This is a genomic window from Humiphilus diazotrophicus (assembly GCF_059726315.1).
Genome location: NZ_AP040870.1, coordinates 4,553,265 through 4,571,452, shown reverse-complemented (window position 1 = coordinate 4,571,452; position 18,188 = coordinate 4,553,265). Strand labels below are relative to the sequence as shown.

Below are 18,188 nucleotides of genomic sequence, written 5' to 3'. Positions count from 1 at the left end.
TCAATACCCTTCAGGAGGATGTTTTTATTATTCGGAATTCTTTCCGAATAATATTGACATTCCTTTGCCCAGCCACAAAAATGGACCCGATCAGAATGTGCAGGATAAAGGGTTCTGAATGGGCGAGTTTCAAAACAAAGTCATCATCGTCACCGGCGGTGGCTCTGGCATAGGTCAGGCTACCGCTCTTCTATTTGGACGAGAACATTCCCGCGTCGCCATCTTCGATTGGAATGAGAGCTCAGGTCAGGAAACCCTACAGCAAGTTCAAGAAGAAGGCGGCGAGGGATTATTCCTGAAGACCGACATCAGTAAGGCGTCCGATGTCCAACAAAGCGTCGCCCGCGTTTACGAGAAATATGGCCGAATCGATATCCTTTTTGCAAATGCAGCGGTACAGATCAACAAACCTTTAGAAGAGACTACAGAAGATGACTGGAACCGCATGTTATCCGTTAATCTTACTGGCACTTTCTTCTGCTGCAAGGAAGTAGCTTCCTATATGCGGCGACAAAAGGAAGGTAGTATTGTTATTTGCTCATCGGGGCACGCCTTCAACACATATCCAGGCTATGCAGGATACGCAACTACAAAGGGAGGGCTGCTTGCCTTCACACGCTCTGCCGCAGTTGATCTTGCGCCGTTCGGCATTCGTGTAAATTGTCTGATTCCGGGAGCTACGGCAACGAAGCTCCTTCGCAATTACTTCGATAGTAATCCTGAAGAAGAACAACGAATACTCGCCAAGATACCAATGAACCGCTTTGCGACTCCAGAAGATATCGCACGCGGAGTTCGAATGCTATCTTCCGGCGATGCATCGTACATTACGGGAACATGGTTAGCCGTCGATGGCGGCCTCTTGGCTCACGGATAACTGGAAGACCTGAGCAAACATATTGAGCAACGAAGGGCACAGGCAGGTATGAGCAACGGAAACAACAAAGATGAAGGTACTCGGCCTAAGTTAAGAAGCGAGATCTGGTTCAACGAAAGGAATGAACCAGGAGAAACAGCCGTCTATGTGGCACATTTCAGCAACTACGGAATCACTCGCCAGGAGTTGCAATCCTCAAGGCCGATCATCGGCATAGCACAGACAGGCAGCGATGTTGTGCCCTGCAACCGCATCCACGTCACACTTGCGGAACGAATCAAGGCTGGCATCCGCGATGCGGGGGGCATACCGATGGAGTTTCCGGTTCATCCCCTACAGGAAACATGCCGCAGACCGACAGCTGCACTCGATCGCAACCTTGCCTATCTCGGATTGGTTGAGATGTTGGCAGGCTATCCCTTCGACGGCGTCGTCCTCACCACAGGATGCGACAAGACCACACCTGCATGTCTGATGGCAGCAGCAACCGTCAATCTCCCTGCAATCGTCCTCTCCGGCGGCCCCATGCTCGACAGCTATCTACATGGCAAGCTTGCAGGTACAGGAATGGCCTTGTGGGAAGCTCGCCGTAAATTAGCTGCAGGCCTGATTACTGGGGAAGAATTGATCGATAGGGTTATGGAAAGCATTCCCAGCGCAGGGCATTGCAACACCATGGGAACGGCTCTTTCCATGAACTCCCTGGCTGAAGCCCTTGGCATGTCACTACCCGGTTGCGGCACCATTCCAGCAGCCTATGCCGAACGCGCGACCATGGCATACAAGACCGGTTACCGGATCGTCGAAATGGTAAGAGAGGACCTTACCCCGAGCCGGATCATGACTCGCAAAGCCTTCGAGAATGCCATCGTGGTTAACTCGGCAATCGGTGGATCGACAAATTGTCCCCCACACATCACTGCCATTGCCCGCCACATGGGAGTGGCACTGGACATTAAAGACTGGGAAGCTGTCGGACATGCAATTCACCTGCTCCTGAATGTGCAGCCCTCCGGAGAGTATCTTGGTGAAGGATTCCACCGTGCAGGTGGGGTTCAAGCAGTCATGGGAGAACTAATACAGGCCAATAAGATCCATACGGATGCACTCACAGTTTCCGGCCGCACCGTGGGCGAAAACTGTAAGGGGGTAAGAAGTTTGGATTCCAAGGTAATCCGTAGTTACGACAATCCGATGAAAGAAAATGCGGGACTTCTTGTCGTATCGGGAAACCTCTTCGAATCCGCATTAGTGAAAACCTCAGTGATTAGCGAAAGCTTCCGCCAACGTTATCTCTCAACACCCGGCAAGGAAGATTCCTTTATAGTTCGTGCCATCGTTTTTGACACACCGGAGGACTATCGCAAGAGAATCGAAGATCCTGAACTTAAGATCGATGAAAGATGCATCTTAGTCGTTCGTGGAGCAGGACCGGTAGGCTATCCGGGCTCTGCCGAAGTCGTCAACATGACGCCTCCCGGACACCTGGTTCAGCGTGGAATCACGATGTTGCCCTGCATGGGCGACGGCAGACAAAGCGGAACATCCGATAGCCCCTCCATACTCAACGTCTCCCCTGAAGCCGCAATTGGTGGTAACTTAGCCATTCTGAAAACGGGAGACGAGATCAAAGTCGACCTTCGTCAGCGCAGGGTAGATGTGCTTCTCAGCGATACAGAAATTGAGAAGAGGAGGAAAGAACTTGGGCCCACGGAGATCAAAAACAATTCCCCATGGGAGCAGATCTATCGTACTCATGTAGGGCAATTACAAACCGGAGCATGTCTGGACTTTGCAACTGATTATCACGATATCCGCAAGGTTGTGCCCAGGCATTCGCACTAAAGCATTCCTCGTGTTGGATTACATTCGCCAAAGGTGGCGAGGTGCAGCCTTCGACGGAAGGCATCAATGCTTTCGTGCTTGTGTTTCTTCCTGTGCGAGAAATCCTCTGCTCTCAAATTCTCGAAAGGGTTGAAATCTCTCACTTTCAGCCCTTAATCCTTGCGCCCTCTTCTTGAAGATATTGCCGCACCGATTGCCTTTCTGCTGCTGAATAGGGTTGAAAGGGAATGGTCAATGTTTCCTCGCAAATACCTAGCGACGATAACGCGCACTTAAGGCCACGTAAAGGATTCGCGCTATATGCGGCAGAGCGATAGATGAAGGTACCAAAGCGCATAACTCGTTTATGCAGCTCACGCGTTTGTACAACATCGCCTTTAGCCGCGCTCTCATAGAGGTCGACAAAGAGCCTAGGCAAGACGTTGGAGCCTGCGGCCATACTCCCGTGTCCACCAAGCATGACAGCTTCGGCCATCAACTCCTCGGGTCCGACAAGGAAACTGAAGTCCGGACGCGAGGCCAGCTTATGGCACAACTCATGGAAGTATCCCATCTGAAAACCGCTATCTTTGATTCCGATAATATTTTTCACTTCAGCAGCACGGCATACGGTGCTTACCGATATCGTGTGGTGCGCATTGGAAGGAGCATTGTAGAGAAGCAAAGGAAGCGGTACAGCATTGGCAAGCTCTTTGAAGTAATGCAGTAATTCTTCCTGACTGAGATGAAAATAATACGGCGATGCAGTAACTACTGCCTGAGCCCCGCTTTCTTTTGCTACTTGCGACAGCTTTACAGCTTCAAAGAAAGCAGTATCCGTGACACCGACAACAACCGGCACCCTTCCCCGAACTTGCTTACAGGCAAAGCGGATCAACTCTTCGCGCACCACATAGGACAGGGCTGGAGCTTCTCCTGTTGTCCCTAGAAGGAAGATCCCATGAACTCCGCCAGCGATGAGATGTTCGATCAGTCGCTCGGTTCCAGCAAGGTCCAACGCATTGGTTTCTCTCAACGGAGTAACCATCGCAGTAATAACACCACGGAGAGGTTTTACAAGTTGCATAAAGCTGATTCCTAAAAAAAGATAACGTTGAGGGCCACAAAGGCCACCAGGACAATAACAGCGTAGAACGCCGGAGTCCGATACCAAGGCTCCGTCTGCTTCTCTTGCGTGGGCGTGTAAACCAAACCTTTGAGCTTCTCTGGAGGCGGCGCCTTGGTAAGAAATGTCGCAGGAATCATTACCAACAGTCCTGCGACAAGCCCCCACACCGCTGTCCACATATTCGAAGCCATAGGCGAAGCAAATTTCAGAACGCCCAAGCGATAGAGCACATATTCCAAAGTCGCTCCTGAGAGTCCGCCCAACATTCCAAGAAATCCAGCTGTTGCGGAAGGTCGCTTCCAGACCATACCCAGGAAGAACGCCACAAAGAACGGAGAAATGAACAGAATTCCAACCAACTGCATGTAATCCATCAGATTATTGAAGTAGAGAACAATGTATGAGGAGAAGCATGCCAACGCGGTTCCTACAATTGTCGATCCTCTTCCCATAGCCAGATAGTGTCGATCCGTCTTGTTCGGCGCAAGATAGGTCTGATAGATGTCGTAGGTCCAGACGGTATTAAAGGCAGTGATATTTCCGGCCATGCCTGACATAAAGCTAGCTAGAAGAGCGGTAATTCCTAAACCCAGCATGCCATGTCCATAGAAATGGCTCATCAACAAAGGCAATGCCAGGTTATAGTTCTGCGTCACGATTCCAGGAGCGAGAGCCAGAGCAATCATTCCCTGTACCGTTACAATTGCCGGGAAGAGCATCTTGGGCACTGCTGCGACTAGGGGCGTTTTCTGTGCAGAGGAAAGGTTCTTGGCGGCCATAGCTCTCTGCACCAAGAGAAAATCGGTACACCAATATGCAGGAGAGGAACACATTCCCATCCCGACTACCATCACCCACCAGGGAACGCCGAGAGGATCGTTCGCAGCTCCCATGCCATGCCAGGTATGAAGAAACTGCTCCGGTAATTGCATAGTAAGGGCTTTCCAGCCACCCAGTTGGCGAAGCCCTAAAAAGGTAAGAGGCAGGAATCCAATAACGATTAGAAAGAATTGCAGAAATTCGTTGTAAATTGAGGAAGACAAGCCTCCTAGAGAGACAAATACCAGCACAACGCCCGCAGCCAAAGCAATGCTCGCAGTAAACGGCCATCCCAACATGCTGCGAAAGATAACCGCAAAAGCGAACATGTCAATGCCGGCCATGAGTATGGTCACAACGGCAAAGCTGAGAGCATTCAAGAGATGCGCCCGATGATCGTAGCGTAGACGCAGATACTCAGGTACGCTACGTACGCCATTCGCGTAGTAATAACGCACCATGAAAAGACCCAGGAAAACCATTGCGGGAATGGCACCAACCCAGTAGAAATGATTGGTGCGCATGCCATATTTGGCGCCGTTCGCGATATGCCCCATCACTTCAAGGGCACCCAGATTTGCCGACATGAAAGCAAAGCCGGTAATCCAGTGAGAAAACGAGCGCTCCGAGAGAAGAAAGGCAGAGGAAGTCTTCATCCTGCTCTTGAGCACATACCCAATTGACAGAACAACGACAAAGTAAAGAGAGATGATTGCAATGTCAACGAAACTTAGCTTGATCAGCATGAGAATTCTATGGCCGCTCGAAGTATCTCTAGATACCGATTTCGGAACGTACCACTTTCACATTGCTGCCGCCTTGCTGTCAATCATTATATGGCATGCATTCCGCAAAATATAAAAATTTTCTTTAAACCGGGATATCAAAGCTGTTTATGCCAGATATATCTTCATTTTCTTTAATTTCTAAATATGCGGAATCTATTCCGCATACAAGACGAAACAACGGAACATTGGAAACGGTTTCCTTACAATACCCCTTGGCCGCAGAAGACTATCCCGCCACCAACTCAGCAGTAATCGCAAAGATAGCTAGCGATAAATCAGGCACTTGCAACTTGCATGTCAGATTCAGGATTGAACCGGAAGTGATTTGCTGAGTGCTATAAAGCAGAATGCGATATTGCTCTCGCGCAAAGTCCTTACGATAGAGCAAGACCGGTTGCGCTTCTGTCGCCAGAGGCTCTATCCGAGTGCCTTCGTGAATCAGATTCGCAGCAACAACCTCATATCCCCAACGTAGAGGAATCTCTATGGTTCTATTGGAGGAAGTGCGAATAGTGTAGCTTCCGAGAACCTCCCCTTGTTTGTCCCGATGTGGATAACCGGAGGGCAAGGTCACGTTTCCCAGGATGTGGAGCCGTGTGCATCGTGCCGGGATTGGAAACGATACATTCGAGTTCTGCAGCACAACAACAGGCCGGACAAAATCGTCTACAGCAGGAAGCTGAAATGGAATGCCTGCAATCTCCAACTCCTTGGTAGCAGAGACTTTCCAAAGCTGGAAGCTTTTCCCTGTACGTTTCCACTGGTCACTCGTTCGGGAATTCCTGGGCCAGAATTCAATCAGTTGCTGCTCAAATTCCTGCCATCGCTTTTCAGCCTCCGGGCCCTGGATAGAGGGGGTCAAATCAACAGGCCGATATTCACTGTTTGGGGCCCACGCAGTGTGACGCAACGGCAGAACGATTGGCTCTACATCTGCGGAGATGTGTTCATGACGGCGGCCTTCAGCGAGCCGCTCCAGTTCCATATAAACTTCGGACCGGGGCTCCCTGCCCTCGGTAACCACGCCGGATTCAAGGACACCATTGTTCATCTCGGCATCGACCCGGCTATATTGACGAACATCCTGCCACGACCAGAAAGAGCAACCGGCAAGCTTTGTATTTTCGAAGAGATCGAGTAGCCGGTCTACACTTGCCGACATAATGGGAAGGGATTGTCCGCAAGCTTTACCTCCCCATTCGCTGAAGGTGAGAGGCTTGCCCGGACCAAAATAATCGGCCTCTCTCTCAAAGCGTTCCATGTCGAATGTGTATGGATGCTGATCGAAGAAATCCATGCCAGCCGCTTCGAAGATCGGTTTCGCTTCTTCCTTGGGGCGATCGTTCGCGGCAGAAACGAATCGATGAATAGGATCGAGCCGGTTGCATCGCTCTTTCCCTTCTTTCAACATCTCTACCGTCCACTTACATTCATTGGCCAGAAGCCAGGCAAAGACACAGGGAGAATTCCAGTCCCTGCGAATTGTCCTTTCCATGATGCGATAGCCGAGTTCAATCTCTCCCCGGGGCATCGTACGAAAATCCATGATCCAGTACCCGGGTTCTTCTGTAACCAATAGTCCCAACTCTTCGGCAAGATCAACGATGTAGCGGTCATGCGGATAATGCACAAGGCGAACGAAGTTACAGCCGAGCGCCTTGATCATCCTCATATCCTGTTGCTGCTGTACTCGGCTAAGGGTAAATCCCTGGTCCTTCCACATATCGTGGCGACAGACGCCGCTCAGAAGGAGACGCTTTCCATTCAGGAAGAACTCCCGCCCTACAGCCTTGATTTCACGAAAGCCTGTCTTGCAGTTCCAGCGATCTTCGATCTTCTCCGACCGAAAGCTTGCCTGGAGCCTGTAAAGGCGAGGGGTCTCAGGACTCCATAGTGCCGGATTTTGAAGAGTAAAAGAGACAGTTACTTCCTGAGATCCTGGAAGGGCGCTTACGTGAGCATTTCCCTGCGCAACGGAATTCTCTCCCTGAAGGAGTACGACCTCAAGCTCTGCCGTGGACGTTGCTTGGTTGGAGAGATATACCTGTGCCTGGCAGGATACCTGACTATAGTCGCTACTGAGTTCATAGCCAAAGCGAACATTCTCGATAAAATTTGCGGGCCGCAATTCGATGTAAACATCGCGGATGATGCCACCATAGGCCTCCCACCCCGGGTTTACGCCAAGAGCAATCTCGTCTTTTCCACTACCGTCTTCAAAAGGCGTCAGGTCTGCAATCGTAACCTCAACCTGATTCTTCCCTTCTTTCGACTGAGTAGTGAATTCGAATTCGTAGGGGACATAGGGCCCCATTTCGCCTAGAGGCTTCCCATTCACCGTGACACGGGCATAGTACGTAATAGCCTCGAAGTGAAGGAAGACGCGCTCACCCTCCGCGAGCCGAGGCAAAAGGAAGTTCCGCTTAAGCGTATAAAGACCTATCGGAGGGTGGGAGGAGGGAACGGTAACGTGATCATAGAATTGCCCATGAAGATAGCGCTCCCATTCCCCGTTAAGATTCACACGGGAGCGAGAGGTCTTTTCCTCCACCCGGGTCCGACTTTCGCCTAAAGCAGACAAACCAGGTAGAACAGCGGAGGCGCCCAATGCAGTCAAAAACCCGCGACGATTGATCATGCAACGCTATCCCTTTCCTCAATTCTCGATCAGTATTTAAACCTTTCAAGCGCAAGCATAATATCCCATCGCGAGCTATAACCACCACTGAATCGGCATTTCCAGGCGAAATCGATTAGGAACGATTCCCTTAGACGAAATCTTTTCACTACCTACTCGCTCACTGTTACAGGGTCTTCCACTCTTGGCTGAAATAGCACTACCATCCGTCCTCAAAAATTTTTTCCTAACCGCAAGTCCAAAACCATGTCTAATGCGCTGAATGGGAGAGAGCGACCACTCGATTGTGCATGCAGTTCTGTCTGGAGACAAGGAGGCCTACGCATCTCTTGTCAAACAGCACAGCCAAACTGTCTTTCGAGTGGCTTTCCGGATCACCGGGAATGAAGCCGATGCAGAAGAGGTTGTACAGGAAACCTTCTTCCGTGCCTACCAGAAGCTTTCGTCCTTTCAGTCCCGTTCCAATTTCGGTACCTGGATCTATCGAATTGCAGTGAACAATGCTTTGAACCTGATCAGACAACGGGAATCGATTGGGAATTACACCGTAACAGAAGACCCGGACCCGGAAGGCATGGAGATTCAGTTAGCTGATACAGCGGCAGGTCCAGACCGGCTGCTCCTGAGCCACGAGATCGGCCGAAGGCAGGAAAACGCAATGAAGGGCCTTTCCGCAACCGAACGTACCGCATTTGTTCTCAGGCATGTTGAAGAACGGTCTACAGACGAGATTGCAGAGATCCTGGAAGTCGCTCCCAATGCTGCGAAACAAGCGGTCTTCCGTGCGGTGCAGAAGTTGAGGAAGGAATTGGCTCCTCTATGGAGAAATTAATGAGGCATGTAACAGAAGAAGAGTTGGTTGAACACTACTACGGTGAGAGTTCCGCACAATCCGGAGTAGCGCTTCACCTGAAGCTTTGCAGTAAGTGCGCAAAATCCTATGAAACTCTTTGTAAGGATTTAGAAGGAATTGAGATCGCTGCGGTGCCGTTGCGCGGAGCCGACTTTGGAGATCAGGTCTGGAAGAAGCTGCGCAACTCATTACCGGTTTACGAAAAGAAGAAGTCTCCCTGGTCGCGAATGTGGAATTGGAAATGGCGGCCTCTCGGATATGGCCTAACCTGCGCGGTTCTGATTCTTGCAGCATTTGTGATCGGACGTAACTGGGAGCGGCACCAGAAAGCAATTCATACAGCTGGAAATACCTCCGTCGGACAACAGCGGGTTCTGTTGTTTGTAGCGGAAAAGCATCTGGAACGCTCAGAGCGGTTACTCATTGAGCTGAATCATGCAAATTCCGATGAGCCCGAAATGACCCACCCGATTCAAAGTGAGGCTCGAAGGCTTTTGGCTGATAACCGTTTGTATCTGCAGAGCTCCAGTATCTCGACGGATCCGACCCTATCCGGAGCGTTGGATCATTTGCAGCGAGTGCTGGTTGAAGTAGCAAACGATCCCAACGGCCTGAATCAAGATGATATTGCACGTCTCCAGAAAGAAATGAACACCCGAGGGCTTCTCTTCGAAATACGAGTCCTCAAGACAAAAGCTGCACAGGCCACAGTTGAAGAGGGATCAGTGAAGAAAGGATTGGCGATCTAGATGAACACGAAAGGCTTACTTATATATTTATTGCTCGGGGGATCATTCGTTGTGCCTATCCCTTCCTTGTGCGAAACCATCGTCGCTGCAGAAGGTAACGGAGCACCCAAAGTCAACTCGACAGAGGAAAATCTCTATAGTGAAGGCACACGTGCCATAAATGAAAGCCGCTGGTCCGACGCCGAAGCTCTCTTTACGAAGGTTATGCAGCAGCATGGGGCACGCGCCGAAGGAGCCCTTTATTGGAAAGCCTACGCGCAAAATAAGGAAGGCCGGGCCTCCGATGCGATGGAGACCTGCACTCAACTTCGGAAGATCTATCCCAAGAGCCATTGGCTGGACGAATGTCGTGCTCTTGAGATTGAGATTCGAGGACAAAGCGGCCGCCCGGTTTCTCCTCAGTCTGAACCCAATGAGGACCTAAAACTACTTGCGCTGAATTCTCTCATGCAGCATGACGAGGCCCGGGCATTGCCGATCGTTCGTCAGATTATCAACGGAAACGACTCCGAAAAGATCAAAGAGCGGGCGCTGTTTGTCCTGGCACAAAGCAACTCCAAGCAATCCGAGGAGATTCTAGGCCAGATCATTCAGGGGCAATCCAATCCGGGATTACAGAGCAAAGCTATCCAGATGTTTGCAATAACGAAGGGCAAACAGTCGGGAGATACTCTTGCCACTATCTATCGCAACAGCAAGGACGAGCGTGTAAAGAAAGAGATTCTGCATTCTTTTGCTATCTCGGGAAATGCCGACAGGCTTTTCGAGATTGCAAAGCAAGAGTCCAACCCTCAACTGGCAAAAGAAGCTATTTCAGGTTTGGGCATCTCGGGAAATGTCTCGGATCTGCTCAAGCTCTATCAGGAAAGTAATCTGAAAGAAACAAAAAGCGCCGTATTGCAGGCTTTCATTCCCACAGGACCGAAGGGAGCGGATGCATTGCATAATATCGCTCTCTCCGAACGCGACCCCTCACTGCAACATCAAGCTATTCGCAATCTCGGTATCGCCGGAGGAGCTTCCATGGCTCCTACTTTGGTGGAGATTTATCAGAAAAGCTCTGTCCAGGAAATCAAGAAAGCTGCGCTGCAAGGACTTTTTATCGCAGGCGATGCACATGATCTGGTGAATCTGGCCAAAGGAGAAAAGGACCCAATCATGAAGCGGGAGATTGTCCGGAACCTCAGCATCATGAACAACAAAGAAGCAAGCAATTACATGATGGAAATCCTCGATAAGTAGGAGAGTTATATGAAACTGAAATTGTGGATGCTGCTCTTCCTCTGTGCTTCGGTCCTTGCGTCCGTTGCCCAACAGCCTCAAGTTCGCAATGCTCACTTCACAACAGAGCCAGCAGGCATCAGCTTGTCTGCGGCGGTGGACCGATTTCTGCATTCAGATCAGCCCCAATGGATTGGATATTCAGCTACAGCTCTTCCACAAGCACATCTTACTTCATGTCCGAATAGGGCAAACACAGGGGATGGATGCTGCGGGGAGTATTCGCTGGAAGAATCGGGCGACCATATAACCAACGATGGACAGAACACTCCTGCCTCAACCGAGTTATATGTTCTGATGCGTCTCGATCATGGAAAGATCGCAAAAATTCGCACTGTAAACGGGAATTGTCCTCTAAATGCAGGAGGCCTTCCCTTTACATGGCTAACCGGTGTTAAGGCTGAAGAGAGTACATCGTTTCTTAAAAGAACCATCGAGGTGGCAGAACAAAGCGACTCCTTCAGACTTATAGATGATGCTCTCGTCGCAGTGGCTCTTCATGCCACACCGACAGCAACTCAAGTTCTCAGCGACCTTGTCGCTCCAAAACAGAGCCTCAAGCTCCGCGAAAAAGCTGCATTTTGGCTAGGAGTGGAACGCGGGCACGATGGTTTTATAGTTCTACAAAAGCTGGCAAGAGAAGATTCAGACAGCCGCTTCCGGGAAAAGCTCACTTTTCCCATCTCACAAAGTTCCGATGCCCAATCGACTGACGAGCTTATCCGGATGGCGAAATCTGATGCTGAGCCAAAGGTTCGTAGTCAGGCACTCTTTTGGTTAGCCCAGAAGGCAGGTAAAAAGGCTACAGCAACGCTCTCCTTTGCTATCGAAAACGATCCGGAGCTGGAAGTGAAGAAGCGAGCAGTTTTTGCGCTCAGCCAATTGCCTAAAGAGGAAAGCGTACCAAAGCTCATCCACGTTGCCGAAACTAATTCCAGCCCGTCTATAAAAAGAGAGGCCATCTTCTGGTTGGGCCAATCCAACGATACCCGCGCACTAGAGTATCTGGAACGGTTACTGCAACACTAGCCGGTATTACTCATGGATTCTGAGCTAGCTCTACAGTTGTAATGTTATCGAGAATGTTTTTCTCTTCCCTTCGCAGTTTCTCCATAACTGAAGTTTGTGCGTTTCTCGGCTTATTTCCAAAATTAGACTGCAATGAAATAAGGGCCAGGAGCAATGTGCCAATTTTCGCCCGTAAGGTGCGGGATGAAATCCTCAACAAGTCGTAATAAAGAGAGTAGGATTCGTTCCGCCCTGCCGGGGCCTTGGGGACTCGCCTCACCTGTTCGCACGGAAGAGTTCTAGTTCTGAGAAGCTTCAGAAGAAAGCTTCATCACCAGAAGTGTCATGTCGTCGAACTGAGGAGTCCCCGCGGTAAAGCTATCTACTTCAGTAAAGATCTGCTTTATGACTGTGTCTGCAGAGTCAGAACTTCGACGAGCCGCAGATTCCAATCGCTCTTCGCCCCATTCCTCATCGGTAGAGGACATCGCTTCGCTGATGCCATCTGTATAAGTCACCAGTACATCTTCAGGCCGGAGAACAATTTTCGCCTGCTCATACGTTGTGTCGGTAAGCAAACCGATCACCGGCCCGCAAGCACTAAGCTTAACAGTTTCAGATTCCCCTCTCAGAATCATTGGCGGGTTGTGCCCTGCATTCACGTACTGCAAAATCCGTGATTGGGGATCATAGGTAGCGAAGAAAAATGTTGCATAACGATTGGAAGCCGAAGCCTCATAGACCAAACGGCTAACCTTGGCCATTAGCTTGGCCAAATCCTGAGGAGCCTCCAGCGTGGCACCTCGCAAGCTGGCGCGCAGACTGGCCATCAGTAGCGCAGCGGAGATACCCTTTCCGGAAACATCTCCAATTGCTAAACCGATTCGCCCATCTTCAAGAACCATGACATCGTAATAGTCACCACCTACACCTAAAGCCGGACGGCACGTACCGGCTAGGGTTGCTCCTTTAACGGCAGGAAGCTGCTGAGGGAAGAGCTTCTCCTGGACCTCCCGTGCAATTTCGATTTCGCGATGAACGCGTTCCCGTTGTGCTGCCTCTTGCGCCAGGGAGTGTGCCAGTTCGCTGACCTCAAGGGCCAGCCCTGCCTGAGAAGCAACCATCTCCAACAACGCAATATCGTTTCGAGTATAGGCAGCCTCACTCTTTTTGGGCCCGAGGGTAATAAAGCCCATTAGCTTACTGCGTCCAGCCATGGGGAGAAGAATCTCCGCTCCCAGCTTCTCCAGAATCTCCTGCTCCGTTGCACTTGCAAGCAAATACCAGCCGTCAGCTTCTTCTCGATGCAGCCTGACGGCCGTTGTCCTTTGAGCCAACCGTCGTACCGTGGAAGAATGCGTGCTCAAAACCACCTCGTCGGTCAAGGGCATGCCGATAGCCTCTTGCAGCCGGAAGCCGTCTGCTCTGCGCATCAGCACTCCCACGCGAGGAACATGCAATGTTTGTGCCACGCTCTGAGCAACTGTTTTCAGAAGAGGCTCAGGATCAGTAAACCGCCGCAGTTGGTCGGAGAGATCCTGAAGGACCTGGTCAGCATCATAGGCCTCGCGAAAAAACTTCCTGTCCAGTAGTCCTTCCAAACGCTTATTGACACCCTTCCGGAGAAGAACAACCAGGCCTACAAACAAGATCGCTTGCCAAACATCGGACGCATCCGGTTGCTTCTTCTCAAAGACGGGCAGGAACAAATGCATTCCCGCCGCAAAGATCAGAGCCATCTGTAACAGCCATAGAGTTGCCCGGGCGAGCAGGTATTTTGTCCCGATGCGTAACAGAACACGTACATCCATCGCACGCTCTACCAAGACAACATAGGCAAACGTGAGCGGAGCAACCATAAAGAGGGCAGATCCTAGATATCCTGCCCAGAAATGCTGTGTCACATCCGGCCTTATGCCAAACGAGGGAAGGATTACGAAAAAGACTAGAACCGCACCCAATCCGATTGCAGAACCGGAACATAGCAACCGCATCCTGCGTCGTGCATCTGCCGTAGACGCAGAACGCAGCTTATCCCCGATGAGAACGGCATAGAAGATAAGGCTAAGAAGATTAACCGCGTTCAGTACATGCTCGAGCCATCCTGTCAGCCACGTTCTCCAGGGCTCAATCGCGCCAACATAGTATTGCCGATAAATCACGACTAGAAACAGAGCGCAAACCAGAAGTCCCGGGCCCACAATTAGCCACTTTAGCCATGGGAATCGGACATCGATCCTCGATCTCTCCGGGAAATACACCCCAAATACCGGCAGCATCAAAGGACCAAGCATCTGCATCGCCTGATACCAGCTTCCCAGGAAAAGTATTCCCCGCCCGGTTGCCATGGAAGGATCCAGAAACACAACCTCGGGAAAGGTCAGCATCACCAGCAATAGCCAGGCATTCGGCTCTCCAGGTTTTGCTAAAACGACCCAATAGGCAGTGAGCAGGCAAATTAAAGGAGTGAGAAAGAACAATCCGATCAAACGAATCAGTAATCCGGGGCTAGGATTCTCCGTAGACCGGGGACTGAGATGCACTGTTGCTTTGTGAAAACTACCGTCCGGACGTACTGTCTCGACTTCCCATACATCCCCGGGATGCGCAGCTAACCTCATCTCCTGAAAAAGTGCGAGCCCCTGGTAGGATTGCCCATTCAGGCTTTCCAGCCTCTCCCCCTTAACGAGACCGGCAGATTCAGCTTCAGGACGCACAGCTGAAAGCAGATGGGAGTCTGCGTCCAAGTCAAAGGGATTGCGCACCCAACGTTCAGAGTGTTGCCAGGAATTCAGTCTGGACCCCAGACCGGCAACCCAGTAGCTCATGCTTGCTGCAATGTAGAGCAGTAGCAATAGTCTCAATACATTTGCTCGGGTTGGCAGCCGCATAGGGATTCATCCTACCCTGGCGAGTCAGGGTAAATACAACAATTTCCTTATATTTCAGCTACGAAGACTACCTAAGAAAAGTTCCTGGTGTCCCTCATCTCGGGCACAGAACTCTCTGCTCTGCACGCATTACGAAGAGAGTACGCTCTCAGTTACTACAACAACGCACAACGGTAGATTACCGAAGATAAGAGCACCGGTTGCACAATAGCGTAGCAAATCACACTGCCCCAAGCACATACCGTCTCGATCTCACCCCTTTGCCCAATCAGACACCTTCATCGCTACTTCATAAACGGAGCAAACCTATTTCGGGTTGCCATAGAACCAACTGATTCCGCAGGAGATTCACACGATTGTCTTCGTCTTGGATTCATACCAAAATGTATAATTCTCTGCTCAGTAGAGGGGATTTGTTTTACGAAAGTGTAAAGACTTTTCTCCACAGGAAGGGATCTTCTTGTGGATTGATTTTCTAACCCATTGATCACACAAAGGACCGGATCTGCGAGGAATGGAAATGGGCAGCGACACCCACCGTACTTATCGCCAACAGAAGGTGCGGTCGAAGCGCTTCTTCCCAGCACTGTACCACCTTAGCCAGCTGAAGATCGGTTTTCGTTTGGCTCTATGTTTCGCCTTCATTGTGTTACTTATGATGGCAGCCGACATTGTCGCTGTCTGGCAATTCAGTCGAATCCGGATTCAGGCCGAATTGCTGAATAGTGTGAACCGGAAATCCGTAAGCGTTCTCGAACTACACTCAAACCTCCTATTGTTTCGCGACCGCCTGGAGACTGTCGCCTCCGCGCAAGATTTCCCTGCTTTCTCTGCCGAAGCTCAACTCCAACGCCAGCAACTTCTGCAAAGTACCGAGCATGTCAGGCAATCGCTGCTGTCTTCGATACAGGGGGCAGACCGTGACCCGATGATCTTGAGCACACTGCAAGCAATTCAAAGTGCTCTTCCCGATCAAATCGACACAATGATCGCCCTCTCCTCCCAAGGAGATTGGCAGGCGGTCCATCTGCGTCTGGAAAACCAAACAAAGCCGTTGATTCTTCTCAGTTCATCCCTCGTCGAAAAAGTCGACCGCGAAGTTGCAAGTGAACGCGCCACGGCTATCGACAGCATTCAGCTCAGCCAAAGAAGAATCATCATGGTCTTTCCCTTCACTGTGTCACTGACTCTGCTTACGGCCGCAATTCTGGGAGTACTCGTCACCCGCAGCATCACGCGACCTCTGGCCCGGCTCGACGCCGGAGCACAAGCTTGGGCACGTGGAGAATTCGACTACCAGGTGGAAGCCGAAGGGCAGGATGAGCTGGCAATACTGGGACGGGTCTTCAATGAAGCCGCTCAAAGGCTCGACCGACTCTATGAGACACTACGCAGCAATGAAGCCAGATTTCGCTCCCTTATCGAGCATTCCTCCGACGTCATCACATTACTCGATAGCGATGGGACAATTCGCTATGTCAGTCCTGCCAGTGAGCGAGTCCTGGGACTGACAACCGACAAACTGCAAGGCAGAAACATCCTCGAATTTGTTTTGGCAGAAGAGATCCCCATAGCCCAGAAGCTAATAAGGAATCAGGCTATAGGTGTAATCTCTACAGCTGAACTTCATCTGCTGAGAATAGATGGATCGGTTCGCATCCTTGAAGTAATTACCAGGAATCTTCTCACCGACCCTTCGACCGCTGCTGTCGTCATGAACGCCCGCGACATTACGGACCGCAAGCATGCCGAAGAAGCTCTAGTGAGAAGCGAAGAAAAGTATCGGGCCTTCTTTGAACAGAATCTTGCCGGAAGCTACATAGCAACAGCCGACGGCAAGATACTTGAATGCAATCCGGCCTTAGTAAGAATGTTTGGATTTTCCTCTGCAGAGGAACTAAAGCAAACCAACCTCTCAGCCCTTTTCTCCTCCCAAGAAAAGCAAGGAAGGTTCCAGCAGAAGCTCAGGAACGAACGCCGAATTGAATCCTACGAAGAAGAATATCGTCGCAAAGACGGCAGCATATTGCCGGTCACCGCAAATGCAATTGGCAGCTTTAATGAACAAGGGGAGTTAATAGAGATCAACGGTTTTCTGATCGACGAAACCGAACGGAGAAAGAGCGAAAAGAATCTGCTTCAGGCACAAAAGATGGAGGCAATAGGACGACTGGCGGGGGGAATCGCTCACGACTTCAACAATCTTCTTGGAGTAATCTTAGGTTCCAGCAGCTTGATCCTTGATAGCCAGGATATTCCGTCTGACTTCAGACAGCATGTTCAGGAGATTCTCGACGCCTCTCGCCACGCAGCATCTCTGACTCGGCAGCTACTTGCTTTCAGCCGTAAACAAGTCCTGCAGCCAACTGTTCTGAATCTCAATCATGTTGTAGAGGATGTAGATACAATTCTTCGTCGACTGATCGGAGAAGATATTGAAGTGCAAACCAAGTTGAGCTCCGATTTGGCATTTGTGAAGGCCGATTTCAGCCAGATCGAGCAGGTCATCCTCAATCTCTCCGTCAATGCGCGTGATGCGATGCCAAATGGAGGCGTCATCACAATTGAAACCGCAAATGTAATTGCCGATTCAACATTTGCGGCGCAGCACATTCAGATGAAACCCGGACGCTATGTTCGCCTCTCGGTTAGCGATACTGGGATAGGAATGGATAAGGCCACGTTATCTCATATCTTCGAACCTTTCTTTACGACAAAGGGTCCGGAGAAAGGAACAGGGCTGGGACTTTCCACCGTATACGGGATCGTGAAGCAAAGTGGAGGCTATATTTCCGCCTATAGCGAACCGCAACAAGGAACAACCATCTTCATCTATCTTCCTGCTACAGATAATGTAATTGAAGAAGATACTTTAGAAACGCAGCCTGCCACAACGATGCGTGGCATAGAAACAATATTGTTGGTCGAAGATGCCACAGCCTTACGCATATTGACGCGAAAGATCTTGGAAAACTGCGGTTACACCGTTCTCGAAGCTGAAGATCCCCATCAGGCCACACAGCTAGTCGAGAAGCACAGGGATTCCATTGATCTGTTGCTTACCGATGTGATCATGCCGCAGATGAGCGGGCCAGTCCTGGCAGAACGCCTTTTAGAGAAAGACCCGAAGCTTAAGGTTCTCTTTATGTCCGGCTACACAGACGATGCTATTGCGGATAATGGGCTGCTAAGGCCCGGAGCCACTTTGTTGGAAAAGCCATTTACGATGCAAGCGTTGACGGGGAAAATACGCGAGGTTCTCGACGGATCGCGATCCAATAATAAATAAAGGGACTGAAGCTATAGCACCAGGAATTCTAGGAACTAAGCT

At 50.4% G+C, this 18,188-nt stretch carries 11 protein-coding genes; 7 read left to right on the top strand and 4 right to left on the bottom strand.

Features of this window, described 5'->3' with window-relative positions; translation table 11 throughout:
- Nucleotides 1-118: 118 nt before the first annotated feature.
- The gene (locus AC6I7T_RS19270) at nucleotides 119-877 is read left to right on the top strand and encodes an SDR family NAD(P)-dependent oxidoreductase (RefSeq protein WP_497789123.1); all 759 of its coding nucleotides are present in this window, start codon (nucleotides 119-121) and stop codon (nucleotides 875-877) included.
- A 48-nt stretch (nucleotides 878-925) separates the two neighbouring features.
- The gene (locus AC6I7T_RS19265; RefSeq protein WP_497789122.1) at nucleotides 926-2,722 is read left to right on the top strand and encodes an IlvD/Edd family dehydratase; all 1,797 of its coding nucleotides are present in this window, start codon (nucleotides 926-928) and stop codon (nucleotides 2,720-2,722) included.
- Between the two features lie 145 nt (nucleotides 2,723-2,867).
- Here AC6I7T_RS19265 and dapA read toward each other — a convergent pair whose 3' ends face one another.
- The 3 genes from dapA to AC6I7T_RS19250 form a co-directional block, all read right to left on the bottom strand.
- A complete protein-coding gene (gene dapA, locus AC6I7T_RS19260) occupies nucleotides 2,868-3,788 on the bottom strand; it encodes a 4-hydroxy-tetrahydrodipicolinate synthase (protein WP_497789120.1) in 921 nt (306 codons plus the stop codon).
- An 11-nt stretch (nucleotides 3,789-3,799) separates the two neighbouring features.
- Entirely contained in the window at nucleotides 3,800-5,395 is a 1,596-nt protein-coding gene (locus tag AC6I7T_RS19255; protein ID WP_497789119.1) for a sodium:solute symporter family protein, read from the bottom strand.
- 268 nt (nucleotides 5,396-5,663) lie between these two features.
- A complete protein-coding gene (locus tag AC6I7T_RS19250) occupies nucleotides 5,664-8,075 on the bottom strand; it encodes a glycoside hydrolase family 2 protein (RefSeq protein ID WP_497789117.1) in 2,412 nt (803 codons plus the stop codon).
- 262 nt (nucleotides 8,076-8,337) lie between these two features.
- Here AC6I7T_RS19250 and AC6I7T_RS19245 point away from each other — a divergent pair, with 262 nt between their 5' ends.
- Genes AC6I7T_RS19245 through AC6I7T_RS19230 form a run of 4 tightly spaced genes read left to right on the top strand, consistent with a single transcriptional unit; the run spans nucleotide 8,338 to nucleotide 11,987 of the window.
- Nucleotides 8,338-8,907 (top strand): RNA polymerase sigma factor, encoded by a 570-nt coding sequence (locus tag AC6I7T_RS19245; RefSeq protein ID WP_497789116.1) that lies wholly within the window; start codon nucleotides 8,338-8,340, stop codon nucleotides 8,905-8,907.
- Complete coding sequence (locus AC6I7T_RS19240; protein ID WP_497789115.1) at nucleotides 8,907-9,677, top strand: hypothetical protein; 771 nt, start codon at nucleotides 8,907-8,909, stop codon at nucleotides 9,675-9,677. Before AC6I7T_RS19245 ends, AC6I7T_RS19240 begins: the two co-directional genes overlap by 1 nt.
- A gap of 51 nt (nucleotides 9,678-9,728) precedes the next feature.
- Complete coding sequence (locus AC6I7T_RS19235; RefSeq protein WP_497789114.1) at nucleotides 9,729-10,919, top strand: HEAT repeat domain-containing protein; 1,191 nt, start codon at nucleotides 9,729-9,731, stop codon at nucleotides 10,917-10,919.
- A 9-nt stretch (nucleotides 10,920-10,928) separates the two neighbouring features.
- Nucleotides 10,929-11,987, top strand: a complete 1,059-nt coding sequence (locus AC6I7T_RS19230; RefSeq protein ID WP_497789112.1) for a HEAT repeat domain-containing protein — start codon at nucleotides 10,929-10,931, stop codon at nucleotides 11,985-11,987.
- Nucleotides 11,988-12,265: 278 nt separating this feature from the next.
- On the opposite strand, the gene AC6I7T_RS19225 is transcribed toward AC6I7T_RS19230, so the two are convergent.
- On the bottom strand, nucleotides 12,266-14,857 hold the full coding sequence (locus tag AC6I7T_RS19225) for a PP2C family protein-serine/threonine phosphatase (RefSeq protein ID WP_497789111.1): 2,592 nt from the start codon (nucleotides 14,855-14,857) through the stop codon (nucleotides 12,266-12,268).
- A 520-nt stretch (nucleotides 14,858-15,377) separates the two neighbouring features.
- Between AC6I7T_RS19225 and AC6I7T_RS19220 the strand changes: the two genes are divergently transcribed.
- Nucleotides 15,378-18,146: a PAS domain S-box protein gene (locus tag AC6I7T_RS19220; protein ID WP_497789110.1), complete on the top strand. Its 2,769-nt coding sequence runs from the start codon at nucleotides 15,378-15,380 to the stop codon at nucleotides 18,144-18,146.
- The last annotated feature ends 42 nt before the right edge of the window (nucleotides 18,147-18,188 follow it).

Bases quoted from the DNA above. Each gene is read 5' to 3' on its own strand.
- AC6I7T_RS19270 (WP_497789123.1), top strand. From the start codon at position 119: ATGGGCGAGTTTCAAAACAAAGTCATCATCGTCACCGGCGGTGGCTCT.
- AC6I7T_RS19265 (WP_497789122.1), top strand. From the start codon at position 926: ATGAGCAACGGAAACAACAAAGATGAAGGTACTCGGCCTAAGTTAAGA.
- dapA (WP_497789120.1), bottom strand. From the start codon at position 3,788: ATGCAACTTGTAAAACCTCTCCGTGGTGTTATTACTGCGATGGTTACT.
- AC6I7T_RS19255 (WP_497789119.1), bottom strand. From the start codon at position 5,395: ATGCTGATCAAGCTAAGTTTCGTTGACATTGCAATCATCTCTCTTTAC.
- AC6I7T_RS19250 (WP_497789117.1), bottom strand. From the start codon at position 8,075: ATGATCAATCGTCGCGGGTTTTTGACTGCATTGGGCGCCTCCGCTGTT.
- AC6I7T_RS19245 (WP_497789116.1), top strand. From the start codon at position 8,338: ATGGGAGAGAGCGACCACTCGATTGTGCATGCAGTTCTGTCTGGAGAC.
- AC6I7T_RS19240 (WP_497789115.1), top strand. From the start codon at position 8,907: ATGAGGCATGTAACAGAAGAAGAGTTGGTTGAACACTACTACGGTGAG.
- AC6I7T_RS19230 (WP_497789112.1), top strand. From the start codon at position 10,929: ATGAAACTGAAATTGTGGATGCTGCTCTTCCTCTGTGCTTCGGTCCTT.
- AC6I7T_RS19225 (WP_497789111.1), bottom strand. From the start codon at position 14,857: ATGCGGCTGCCAACCCGAGCAAATGTATTGAGACTATTGCTACTGCTC.
- AC6I7T_RS19220 (WP_497789110.1), top strand. From the start codon at position 15,378: ATGGGCAGCGACACCCACCGTACTTATCGCCAACAGAAGGTGCGGTCG.